The 11438-nt window shown below is 36.8% G+C and carries 13 protein-coding genes; 10 read left to right on the top strand and 3 right to left on the bottom strand.

What is annotated here, in order from left to right:
- The first annotated feature begins 298 nt into the window (after positions 1–298).
- Together BM163_RS11430 and BM163_RS11425 are read left to right on the top strand one after the other, a co-directional pair.
- Positions 299–1984, top strand: coding sequence for a methyl-accepting chemotaxis protein (locus BM163_RS11430; protein ID WP_089803255.1), 1686 nt, complete (start codon positions 299–301; stop codon positions 1982–1984).
- A 115-nt stretch (positions 1985–2099) separates the two neighbouring features.
- A complete protein-coding gene (locus BM163_RS11425) occupies positions 2100–2801 on the top strand; it encodes a CBS domain-containing protein (protein ID WP_089803253.1) in 702 nt (233 codons plus the stop codon).
- A 39-nt stretch (positions 2802–2840) separates the two neighbouring features.
- Here BM163_RS11425 and BM163_RS11420 read toward each other — a convergent pair whose 3' ends face one another.
- On the bottom strand, positions 2841–3191 hold the full coding sequence (locus tag BM163_RS11420; protein ID WP_089803252.1) for a thioredoxin family protein: 351 nt from the start codon (positions 3189–3191) through the stop codon (positions 2841–2843).
- A 221-nt stretch (positions 3192–3412) separates the two neighbouring features.
- Between BM163_RS11420 and BM163_RS11415 the strand changes: the two genes are divergently transcribed.
- From BM163_RS11415 to BM163_RS11380, 8 genes are all read left to right on the top strand, one after another.
- Positions 3413–6172, top strand: a complete 2760-nt coding sequence (locus tag BM163_RS11415) for an EAL domain-containing protein (RefSeq protein ID WP_170243725.1) — start codon at positions 3413–3415, stop codon at positions 6170–6172.
- Positions 6173–6328: 156 nt separating this feature from the next.
- Positions 6329–6559, top strand: a complete 231-nt coding sequence (locus BM163_RS11410) for a glutaredoxin family protein (RefSeq protein ID WP_089803248.1) — start codon at positions 6329–6331, stop codon at positions 6557–6559.
- 29 nt (positions 6560–6588) lie between these two features.
- Complete coding sequence (locus BM163_RS11405) at positions 6589–6849, top strand: metal-sensitive transcriptional regulator (protein ID WP_089803246.1); 261 nt, start codon at positions 6589–6591, stop codon at positions 6847–6849.
- 24 nt (positions 6850–6873) lie between these two features.
- Entirely contained in the window at positions 6874–7173 is a 300-nt protein-coding gene (locus BM163_RS11400; protein WP_089803244.1) for a rhodanese-like domain-containing protein, read from the top strand.
- A gap of 38 nt (positions 7174–7211) precedes the next feature.
- A complete protein-coding gene (locus BM163_RS11395; protein ID WP_089803242.1) occupies positions 7212–7595 on the top strand; it encodes a DUF302 domain-containing protein in 384 nt (127 codons plus the stop codon).
- Positions 7596–7750: 155 nt separating this feature from the next.
- Complete coding sequence (locus BM163_RS11390) at positions 7751–8413, top strand: hypothetical protein (RefSeq protein WP_089803240.1); 663 nt, start codon at positions 7751–7753, stop codon at positions 8411–8413.
- A gap of 3 nt (positions 8414–8416) precedes the next feature.
- Positions 8417–9160, top strand: coding sequence for a cytochrome c biogenesis CcdA family protein (locus BM163_RS11385; RefSeq protein WP_089803238.1), 744 nt, complete (start codon positions 8417–8419; stop codon positions 9158–9160).
- Positions 9161–9173: 13 nt separating this feature from the next.
- The gene (locus tag BM163_RS11380) at positions 9174–9773 is read left to right on the top strand and encodes a peroxiredoxin family protein (protein ID WP_089803236.1); all 600 of its coding nucleotides are present in this window, start codon (positions 9174–9176) and stop codon (positions 9771–9773) included.
- Positions 9774–9831: 58 nt separating this feature from the next.
- On the opposite strand, the gene BM163_RS11375 is transcribed toward BM163_RS11380, so the two are convergent.
- Positions 9832–10587, bottom strand: a complete 756-nt coding sequence (locus BM163_RS11375; RefSeq protein ID WP_089803235.1) for an ABC transporter permease — start codon at positions 10585–10587, stop codon at positions 9832–9834.
- Positions 10584–11309, bottom strand: a complete 726-nt coding sequence (locus BM163_RS11370) for an ABC transporter ATP-binding protein (protein WP_229675566.1) — start codon at positions 11307–11309, stop codon at positions 10584–10586. The genes BM163_RS11375 and BM163_RS11370 overlap by 4 nt, the downstream gene beginning before the upstream one ends.
- Positions 11310–11438 lie beyond the last annotated feature (129 nt).

Raw genomic sequence — 11438 nt, 5'->3', positions numbered from 1 at the left:
TTAATAGCTTAAACCGCTGATATTTGCTTGAAATAGCAGATATCAAGTTCTGAGTGTTCCTAGAAACTCGGTACTTTAGTGCTGATGTAGTTCATATATTTATCCGTATAAGTGAGTTATTAATCATCATGTGTGATTAATGCTTGCTTATTTTTTTGTCTAAGTGGATATGTTTCAAGTATTATTTTAAAAGGTTATCTATTATTTATTGTGATATAATAAAAACACTTGAAAATGTAAGTACAAGTGACGATAATATATTTAGAGAAATGAATTAATATGATGGGAGAGTTTTTAAATGAATATTACAAACAAATTACTAGTTAATACACTTATAACCATTGTTTTTATTGGGTTTATTGGTTGGGTGAGTTTAGAGGCTTTGGAAAGGACACGAGCAAGCTCAGATGAGATGTACGAACAACGAGTGGAACCAATGCAGGATTTAAATCAAATTATCCGGTTAGCTGAAAACGCTCAAGTTAATATGTTAACGGCTGTTACTTATGAAGATGCTACATATGTTGAGACGGTTAAAACGCATTTCTCCAAAATAGAAACAGCTATCACCCGATTTGAAAGCGTTATCTCGACAGAGGAGGAAGAGGAGCTGTTTAAGAGTGTTAAAGCTAATTGGATTAGATTCCAGCGTGTGGTCAATAACCATATAGGTATGATTGAAGCGGGTGAATTCGAGATGTCGAGAGACGAGTTGAGAAATATTGGTTTGTTTTTTGAGCCGTTAAGCGATTATTTAGGACAACTTATGGCAATAAATCAAGAAGCTGTGACAACTTTATACGAAGATACACATTTGGTCTATCAACAAAATTATAAGATTGTCTTGGTTGTCATTGCTGTAGCTTCTTTGCTTTTTATTGCTATGAGTTTAATCTTAGGCCATTCCATTCGTCAACCTCTTAAAAAAGTGATGGATCGGATGAGTGCAATGGCGACAGGAGACTTAACGAGTGAACGTCTATATTCTAAAAGACGTGATGAGATTGGGTTGTTAGCACAACAAATGTACCGCATGCAAGAGGATGTTCGAAGTGTGATTGAGGAAATAAAGGCGGCGTCTAGCCAAGTGTTAAATGAAAGTGTGACATTAACTACATCAGCTAATCAGGTGAAAGATAGTAGTCAACAAATTGTTGTGACAATGACTGATTTGTCTCATGGTGCTGAAAATCAGGCCAATCATGCTCAAGAGTTAAATGAAATGATGGAGGAGTATCTTTCAACAGTGATTGAGACGTCAACTACTACAGATTTAGCTGCAAAGCAAGCGGAAAGTGTGACAAAACTTACGAAAAAAGGAACGGCATCGATGGATGCTAGTGTAAAGCAAATGCAAACAGTGCATCATGTCGTTACACAGGCGGTTAACCGTGTGGAAGCATTGAATGTTGAAACAGGTAAGATATCTAAGTTAGTTGATGTCATTCAGAATGTAGCAGAGCAAACTAACCTTTTAGCCCTAAATGCGGCAATTGAAGCGGCACGTGCTGGGGAACACGGAAAAGGATTTGCTGTTGTGGCAGATGAGGTGAGAAAGTTAGCAGAACAAGTATCAACGTCCATCCTTCAAATCACATCGATTACAGAAACGATTCAAGTTGAATCAATGAATGTCGGTCAAAGTTTAAAAGAGGGCTATCAACAAGTTGAAAAAGGATCGAGTCAAATACATGAAACGAAGCAAGTCTTTTTAGAAATGGATCATGCTTATCAGCACGTTTCAACTTCACTGGTTTCGATTGCTGCTAGACTACAGGCTTTAACGGACGGCAGTCAACGCATGCATCAATCGATTGAAAGTATAGCTTCTTTATCTGAAGAATCAGCAGCAGGTATAGAAGAAACAGCTGCATCTTCAGAAGAAAGCGCGCATTCCGTTGGTCGCATTTCAGAAGTAGGTGATCAACTAAAGCATTTAGCTGAAAACTTGTATCAAAAAGTGGCCCAATTTAAGCTTTCTTAAATAATGTTGATGTAAAAAGTTGAATAGGGTCTAGTGGATGAGGGATAAATAAACCGAGTATAGTTTCTTCGGTATTTCGTGTATAATGGAAAAAAAGAGTGTTGAGGTGATACCGATGAGAAATGATGAACGCTTTATTATCGCATTTAATAAGATTGAAAAATATTTAGATCAACAATTAAAAGATACAAGGTATGTGCCCTTTCATCGTGCGGTGCAGCGGTTGAAGAAAACGAACCCCATTATCAATCATTATCAACAAGATTTATTAGAGTTCTCTGAACTGAGAAATGCGATTGTCCATGAACGTACGGGGCATGAGTATACCATCGCAGATCCTCATGATGACATTGTTGATATGATTGAAACTATAGAACAAGAACTTACCGCACCTAAAAAGGTCATTGATTTGTTTTCTAAGACATTGCGGACAATCCAAGCGGACCTTACTATTGAAGACGTTCTTCATTTGATTAAGGAAACAAAATTCTCTCAATTTCCTGTCTATCGGAGTAAGCAATTTATGGGGCTTGTGACGGATAAGTGTGTTCTACATTTTATTGCCCACCATATGAATGGTGATTGTGATAAGCTATTTAATACAAAGGTGCTAACTTTGCTTAATGACGATACAATAAGGGAAGCAAATTATCGCTTTATTCCAGCTGATATGAGTGTGTTTGAGGCCGAGGCAATATTTATGGATGCCTTAAAAAGAGAAAAGGTTATTGACGCTCTTTTGATTACTGAAACCGGAGAAAGTTTCGAAAAACTAAAAGGGTTAATTTCCCCAACTGACTTAATCAAGATTGACTGATAGAAGAAATGAATGAAACCAGCTGATACAAATAGTGTATTAGCTGGTTTCGTGTTGGTTATAATAACCATTAACTATTTTACTCACTTTTTCTTTGAAAGGTTCGATGGGAACGATACGTGCTTCTCTTAAATACTCTTTGCCATCAACAAATAGAATAAGAACGGGTACTGTGAATATATTGAAGCGACCTGCCACTTCAGGTACGTCTTCTTGGTTTACATAAGCTGTTTTGATTGCTGGGAAATCTTCAAAAACTTTCTCTATTTGTGGTAATAAGCTTACGCACACACTACAGTTTGGGCGTGAAATGTACAAGAAAGTTACCCCGTCTTTAGATAAAAAGTCATCAAGTGCTTCATTTGATTCTATCATTTTAAATGTTGTCATAACGTCACCTCTTTTTAATGGATATCTGGAGTCATTTAATCACTTTTTGAACGTAAGGGCAACTTTAATGCTTGGTGATAAAAAATGAAAAGTCAAAGTCAACATTAAATTAGTGACTCAAGGACTGTTTATCCCCTTAACTGGTAGGGAATACTAATATGTGAGATTTTTTAACTTAACGATGCTTACCGAGATTCTAAAAGATGCTTGGAGTGAATCAGATGAAATCATCTTTACGTATTACCATAATATACTTTATTATTTCTGCACTTTGGATTACTTTTTCTGACTATGTCGTTGAAGATAGTGATTTTCGCTTATTTGACGTGTTGTCTGTTCAAACGGTTAAAGGTTACTTTTTTATTATCATGACATCGGTGCTAATTTATTATCTTATTGACCGACTGGAATTAAGGCAGCAAGAGGAGTTAAGTAAACGGTTAAAAAAAGAACATGAACTAAAAAATATTTCTGAAATAAATGAGCGCTACCGACATGTCATGGAACAAATCACTCAAGGTGTGGTCTTGATTAACCCTAATAGACCGCATTATCCTGTGTTATTTGTAAATAAAGCGCATGAACGCCTTACAGGCTATAGCGAAAAGGATGTTGTAGGACGCGAGTATCGCTTGTTTGCAAATGAGAAAACCAAAACATATCATGAGGAAATGAAGTCATCAATAGCTCGACAACAGCCATTGATGAAGATCTTGCCTGATTATAAAAGAGATGGGACGTTTTTTTGGAACGCATTAAGGTTATCACCTATCTTCAACCAGTCAAATCAACTGGATTATTATTTAGGTATTGAAGAGGATGTCACGCAGCAACAAGAACAACATCATTTAATTGAAAATCAGCTTGATATGTTTGAAGCTGTGATTAGAGTAAATGATGAAATGCAGCTGCTGGAATATCTCGTCAATCGTGTGACACATCATTTAGAAGCTGAAGTTCTCTTGCTTCACTTTGTTGAAGACGATAAAGTTGTACCGCTTTACTCCAAGAATGTTAAGCGCGAAACAAGGGCGTTTTTCTCGCCTCAAATGAGTGTCCAAGTCATTGATAAACTTAAGCAAGAAAAGCGAGTCATAGATGTAAAAGACATTATCCCGGATTACGTTAAACCATTGTTTACGAATGAGTCAGGGTATGCGTCTCTTTATTCGACGCCAGTGTATTCTGAGGCAAAAGAAGTTCTCGGTATTTTTGTTGTTTTAGTTTCCGAAGATGTGACTGCACTACCAATTATGGCTTCAGCCGTGCTATCTTACACGTCCATTTTTGCTATAGCACTTCAGAAAATAAAATTCTTGCAAAAGATTACCGAGAGTGAAAGAATCTATCGACTTATTTCTGAGCATTCATCGGATATGATTATCCTCATCAATGAAAGAGACGGTATTGATTATATGTCTCCGACTGCCCAAAACTACTTTGGTGAACTCTCTGATATCTTCAGGTTGCTTATGCAATTTCCTGAACAAATTAGAGATCGTTTTGATAGTTTTTTACGTCTTATTAAAGAAACGAAACAAAGTGATACATTTGAATTAAATGTTGTACGATTATCGCAACCGGAAGATACGATTGAAGTAAATGGGGCCATTTTCTTTGATCATAAAGATTTAGAAGAAAAGCTATTATTAAATATTCGTGATGTAACTGATAGAAAAGCGTTTGAACAAGCGTTAAATCGATCATTGTATTTTGACCCATTAACGCAACTACCTAATCGCTTTTATTTTAAGCAAAAACTTGATGAGAGGGTTAAACAACACCGAGCGTTGAGTCTTATGATTGTTAGTTTGGATGAGATGAATCACATTCAACATGCCTATGGTGAAGGGGCAATGATTTTTATCCTCAAAGAACTATCAGAATTAATGTCGCCTTTTGAATTTATTGACTTATTTGCTAGGACAGGAGAAGGTGAATTTTCATTTATTCTAAAAGAGACAAACACTGCTGTTCTTGACCAACAAATTGATACGGTTATAACGGCGATTGAAGAACCGTGGCACCTGAATGGAAAAGACATTGTGACGACGCTCTCTGTTGGGGTGTCTATTTTCAGAGATCAATCGACAGACCAATTATTAAGTGAAGCAGAAATGGCCTTAAAACAAGCGCAACTGGACGAAGAGGTGAAGGTTCATTATTATCACCCTGACCAACGTGAACAGTCTAAACGCCAGCTCCAAATAAAGAATGATTTATATTATGCAGCCGATTATGAAGAATTTGAGCTGTTCTATCAACCGATTATTGATGTGAGAGAAAAGAAATTATATGGATTTGAGGCATTAATTCGTTGGAACCATCAAACCTATGGGTACGTGAACCCAACGGAATTTATTCCGATTGCTGAGCAGTCTGGGAGGATTGTGCAAATTGGTTATTGGGTCGTAGAGAATGCGTGCCGGCAATTAAAAACTTGGGAAGAAAATGGTTTAGATGCAATTGTCTCAATAAATATTTCTTATCGTCAAATTATTGAAGAAGATTTTGTTGAACGAATCAAAACAATCTTGAAAAAGTCTGAATGTCAATATGAACACTTGGTCTTTGAAATAACGGAAAATATCCTTATGAAAGATATTGCTTTATCTAATCGTGTATTAAATGAATTAAAAGCTATTGGTATCCGTATTTCTGTTGATGACTTTGGTATTGGCTATTCATCACTGTCGTATATCAAGAAATTTCCAATTGATATCCTTAAGATTGATCGTGCTTTTGTACGCAATATGGATGAAGAATCAAATGATTTAGCGATTGTTCGCGCGATAGTTGAAATGAGCCGATCACTTGATCTTTGTGTCGTTGTTGAAGGTGTTGAGACTGAAAATCAATTAAATTTACTTAAACAGCTTCGTTGCCGATTGATTCAAGGGTATTACTTTAGTAAACCGCTACCGCCTCAGGAAATTGATGCGCAAATCAAGCAGATGAATCAACAATTAAAAACCAGTTAATAAAACTAAAGAGGTAAAAGGTGCGCTTTTACCTCTTTGGTTTGCTTTCTCGTAAGTGAATGAAAGTGCGGTAAAAAAATAAGAACAAAACGATTGACTTAATACCCTTAGGGGTATATAATTGTGTCAGAAACTAATTCAAGGAGGCAATTAAAGATGAATGAAATAATAGTTTATACAACAAATTCTTGTCCCTACTGTGTCATGTTAAAAAACTTTTTAGAAGCGCAAAATATTGATTATAAAGATGTGAATGTGCAACAAGATCCGTTAGCGATGCAATATGTGGTAAATCAAACAGGTCAAATGGGTGTGCCGCAGACGAAAGTGAATGACGAGTGGGTACTTGGATTTGACCCCGAAAAAATCATGTCGCTCGTGAACTAATTGAATGCGTCGCATGAGGAGCGTTAAAAATGAAATATGATAAAAAACTAACTAATCGCTTAAGAAGAGTAGAAGGACAAATACGTGGTCTTGTGAAAATGATGGAAAGAGATCAGTCGTGTCGGGATGTTGTGACACAGATGTCTGCTGTTCGTAACGCAGTTGATAAGACCATTGGTCTAGTTGTGAGTGAGAATTTGCAACAATGTTTAATTCAACCGCAAAATGAAGAAGAAAGAGAGCAATTGATTCAAGAAGCGATGGATTTATTGATTAAAAGTAGAAAATAATGGATGATTGATAAGGAGGAAATTATGAAAGCTATTCAAGTTAATGAGTTAGTCAATAAAATTACAAATAAGGAAGAAGTGAATGTCATTGACGTTCGTGAACCTTATGAATTATTAGACGGTAAAATACCTGGAGCAGTAAATATTCCATTAGGTCAGATTCCATACCGCTTAAAAGATCTTGATAAAAACACCCCATATTATGTCGTTTGTTTATCTGGGGCGCGTAGTCAAGGAGCTGTGCAATTTTTAGAAAATCATGGATATGACGTGACGAATTTAACGGGGGGTATGATGTTTTACCAAGGACCTACAGGGGTATAGGTATTTTAGAGCGAATAATAAAAGGAGTGTTTTAGATAATGTATCATTATGTTGTCACATCAGAAAAATCAGCGGCTGAATTAAAGGATGCTTTATACGAAGTAGTGCCAACGATTCAATTCGGAATTTTAGGCGAGTTAGATTTAATGGCGATTATGCAGAAAAAAGGTGTCGACTATAATCAAGCATCGTATGCATTTGAAGTATGTAATCCAAAACGCGCAAAAGCATTGATCGATCAAAATCCATTAGCTCATATGTTTTTACCATGCAAGGTGATGATTTATGAAGTTGATGGAACAACGCATATTGGTATGCCGCGTCCGTCAACACAAGCAAAGATGTTAGAAGATGACATGTTAATAGAGCTAGCTAAAGAAGTAGAGGATATTTTAATCGGGGCAATTGATCAAATTAAATAAAATATCTTAATGAGAGCGCCCTGATCGATTGTGGTGGTAACTTCGATCAGGGTGTTTCTCTGTTTGAAAGCAAAATGGTTTTAAATTGATACCAGGTTAGGTATAATGCTAAACGTAAAGGTTGATAAAAGAACAACCAATAAGGGGGTGTCATGATGTTGCCTGAAGCCATCATCTTAGGACCATTAATCATTAAAGCAACACTCGTTGTAACCATCATAGGTTTATTTGGTGGCGCGCTGTTTTTATATTTGACGAGCCCATTAGATCAAGAAAAGAAAAAAATACATATGAACAAGGTGGTTGATGGTTTTCTTTATTTAATGATTTTTATCATTGTCGCTAAAATCATCTTAAACATGCCACTGTTTTTTGAAGATCCAGTAGCGGTTCTCGCCTATCCAAGTAATTCAACAGCATTGTACCTTGCTTTGGCGATGACTATTGGTGTTATGGTCGTGTCAAAGCAAAAAAAAGTGATGTTAAGTGGAGACTTTATTGATAGTCTAGCTCGTTTTATTGTTGGTAGCCAATTTATTCAACTCTTTTTTACGCTTATTTTAACGACATATAAGGTTTCTATATATCAGTTAGGTTTCTTATTTATTACACTCCTTGCTTTACTATTCATATCGCCGGCGAGTCAAAAGCAACTTTTCGGGTTATTGATTCTCTACGGGGTGGGTTTGTTTAGTTTATCCTTCATCGACTTCATGCCGTTTTTTGGCTTTTATGTTCATGGCTTATTTTATTTAACATTTAGCCTTTTAGGGAGTTTGTTTATATTTTTATCACAAAAAAAACAAGAAAGTAGGTAAATTATGCAACCAGCTACAGACGTCACACTATGGCTCGCTCTTTCGGCAGGTGTGTTATCATTCTTATCGCCCTGTACATTACCAATATTTCCAGCGTACTTGTCATATATAACAGGTGTCAGTGTTAAAGATTTATCAGATAAACATGATATGAAACTACGAGGAAGATTGCTGCTGCATGCTGTTTTTTTCTTGCTCGGAGTTTCTGTTGTCTTTCTAAGTTTAGGTCTGTCCGTTTCGTTTTTAGGCGAGTGGCTTCAATCGCTACTTACAGGTGATACAGGCTTGTTTGTTCAAAGAATTGCCGGCATCTTTTTAGTTTTGATTGGCTTAATCGTTGGTGGTTGGATTAAGATCCCGTTTCTGATGCAAGAGCGACGCATGCGATTTAAGAATAAACCAGCTGGTTTATTTGGAAGTTTCTTTGTGGGGGTTGGTTTCTCAGCTGGTTGGACACCTTGTATTGGTCCGATTTTCGCTTCGATTCTCATTTTAGCGGCGACAAGTCCAGCGGCAGGTGCTTTGTATACAAGTGTATATATAATTGGTTTTAGTTTGCCGTTTTTATTATTCACTTTCTTTTTAGGCTCTCAGAAATGGTTAGTGAAATACAGTGAACGACTAACCAGAGTTGGTGGCATATTAATTATTCTTTTTGGTTTCTTGTTGTTTACTGGAGAGTTAGCACGATTATCTAACCTCTTGTTGCGTCTAATTGAAGGGACATGGTTTGAGAATTTAGGTTAATGGAGGGGTTTGTATGAAGAAAATTATTATTGCCGTAGTATTGCTATTAATGTTTGGTTATAGTGTCTATGAGTTTGCTGGGCCATTTGGAGAAGAGAAAGCGTCAAAAGAGGCTTTTGATGTTGTGGAAGACCAGGAAGAAATTGGTGAAGAGTCTGATGCAACTGTTGATCATTCCGATGCCGCTTTAGTCGGTACGAGTGTGGGGAATTTAGCGCCAGATTTTACTCTAACAACAGCAGCAGGTGACACGGTTTCACTATCAGATTATCGGGGGACAAAAGTGATGCTTAACTTTTGGGGAACTTGGTGTCCTCCCTGTCGAGCTGAAATGCCTGATATGGAAAAGTTCTATCAAGAACATGATGTTGAAATTTTAGCGGTTAATTTAACACCAACTGAGTCCGCTGTTACTGATGTAATCGAATTTATTGAGGATTTTGGTCTATCTTTTCAAGTCTTATTAGATGAGGAACTAAGTGTGTCATCGCAATATGGCATTCAGCCGGTACCAACATCTTTTATGATTGATTCACATGGTATTGTTCAATATGTGGCATTAGGTGCGGTGAATTATGAACAAATGGTTCAAGCGTATCGTTCGATGGATTAAATCAATGTTACTTATAATTAAAGACGCCAGAACCACTAATGGGATCTGGCGTTTTTAATTATTTTAAGTTGTCGTTTAATTGCATTTTTTCAGTAAACAGAGCGGGATAAGATAAATAACCAAGCATGACACTCGTTATGATTGCTGTTGTTAGGAGGATAAATAAGATCAGTAACTGAAATTGAACCGCTTGAATAGGATCAGCGCCAGCAATGATTTGTCCGCTCATCATACCAGGTAATTGTACAAGGCCCATAGTTTTTTGTGTTTCAATGGTAGGGACTGTGCTAGCCTTAATAGATGTAATGAGTTGACGATGGATCGCTTGCTTAGGAGAACCGCCAAGGGAAAGAATCAGTTCGATTTGACTTTGTTTATCTTCTACTTCATCTGTTAAGCGATTTAAAAATAAAATCGATAGCACCATCGCATTCCCTACGACCATCCCGCTAATAGGTATGACATACTGCGGTGTTGCTGGAGTGATGTTTAAGCCGATTAAGATGGATTGTGTAAGTATTTCGATTGTTGTGTAAGTTAAAATGAGTTTCCAAGTAATGCCCTTTATGTTGACCCCTTTTTTTCTAGCGTTATGCGTCGCAGCAAAAATAATTAAACCGACCATCAGTATCATAAATAGGGGGTCGTTTTGGTCAAAGATAAATTGGAGTAAATAGCCGACGAGTAATAATTGAACAATCGAACGACTGGTTGCAATGATGATATCTTTTTCAATATTCAATTTTAAGACATGGGCAAGTATAAGCGGAATGAGTACAAACAACAATGTTAAAGATAAGGTGAAATACGTCATGGCCCATCGCCTCCTTCAAGAAAGTCTCTGACATGTTTGTCAGTTGCATTATATAAATCGGCTGTTGGCCCTTGGTACAGGCACTCGCCATCGATTAATACCCATGTCTCATCACTTAACCGTTTCGCTTGATCGATATTGTGGGTAATCCACAAGATTGTTTGACGCTCATCGTGATTAAAAGATGTAATGAGTGACTCAATCGCTTGAGCTGAAACTTGATCAAGTGAGGAAGTGATTTCATCCATTAATAAGATTTCCGGTTCATTTACGAGTGTCCTTGCAATAGACACCTTTTGTTTTTGACCGCCTGAGAGCTCCTTCGCTTTTGTGTGTAGAAACTTTTCCTCTAAGCCCACTTTTCTTAAAAAGTCTTTCGCCTCTGTAAGGGGAAGGTCACGTCCCTCTAATTGGCGGGGAAGTCTAAGATTGTCATAGACAGTGCCTGGAATCATGACAGCTTCTTGCAAGACAACACCCACTTTCTTTCTTAACGTCATGGGATTAAATGTGTCGATTGATTGACTATTGAATATGATTTCCCCTGTTGTCTTTGTTGTAAGTTGGTTAATTAAACGAAATAATGTGGATTTTCCTGCGCCTGAAGGGCCGATAAAGGCAGTGATATTTCCTGCTGTTATTTCTCCACTAATATTTTTTATAATATGTAAATCGCCCTTTGAAAAGGACACATCAATAAAGCTCAATGCGGGTTGTTTCAAAAACACTCATTCCTTTCTTTTTATACTCATAGATAAAATATCTGAATATCTCACGCCATGTTTAATAGGTATAAAAGTGGGTATATACTAAAATGCACGTGAGTATAAAATGTTTCCTTCTTTTCAATT

Origin of the sequence: Halolactibacillus alkaliphilus (assembly GCF_900115465.1) — a bacterium.
Lineage (GTDB): Bacteria > Bacillota > Bacilli > Bacillales > Amphibacillaceae > Halolactibacillus > Halolactibacillus alkaliphilus.
Note: the sequence above shows the minus strand (reverse complement) of the source record. Positions and strands in the feature narration are given on the sequence as shown.

Bases quoted from the DNA above. Each gene is read 5' to 3' on its own strand.
- BM163_RS11390 (WP_089803240.1), top strand. From the start codon at position 7,751: ATGTTGCCTGAAGCCATCATCTTAGGACCATTAATCATTAAAGCAACA.
- BM163_RS11405 (WP_089803246.1), top strand. From the start codon at position 6,589: ATGAAATATGATAAAAAACTAACTAATCGCTTAAGAAGAGTAGAAGGA.
- BM163_RS11375 (WP_089803235.1), bottom strand. From the start codon at position 10,587: ATGACGTATTTCACCTTATCTTTAACATTGTTGTTTGTACTCATTCCG.
- BM163_RS11420 (WP_089803252.1), bottom strand. From the start codon at position 3,191: ATGACAACATTTAAAATGATAGAATCAAATGAAGCACTTGATGACTTT.
- BM163_RS11410 (WP_089803248.1), top strand. From the start codon at position 6,329: ATGAATGAAATAATAGTTTATACAACAAATTCTTGTCCCTACTGTGTC.
- BM163_RS11395 (WP_089803242.1), top strand. From the start codon at position 7,212: ATGTATCATTATGTTGTCACATCAGAAAAATCAGCGGCTGAATTAAAG.
- BM163_RS11400 (WP_089803244.1), top strand. From the start codon at position 6,874: ATGAAAGCTATTCAAGTTAATGAGTTAGTCAATAAAATTACAAATAAG.
- BM163_RS11385 (WP_089803238.1), top strand. From the start codon at position 8,417: ATGCAACCAGCTACAGACGTCACACTATGGCTCGCTCTTTCGGCAGGT.
- BM163_RS11415 (WP_170243725.1), top strand. From the start codon at position 3,413: ATGAAATCATCTTTACGTATTACCATAATATACTTTATTATTTCTGCA.
- BM163_RS11380 (WP_089803236.1), top strand. From the start codon at position 9,174: ATGAAGAAAATTATTATTGCCGTAGTATTGCTATTAATGTTTGGTTAT.
- BM163_RS11425 (WP_089803253.1), top strand. From the start codon at position 2,100: ATGAGAAATGATGAACGCTTTATTATCGCATTTAATAAGATTGAAAAA.
- BM163_RS11430 (WP_089803255.1), top strand. From the start codon at position 299: ATGAATATTACAAACAAATTACTAGTTAATACACTTATAACCATTGTT.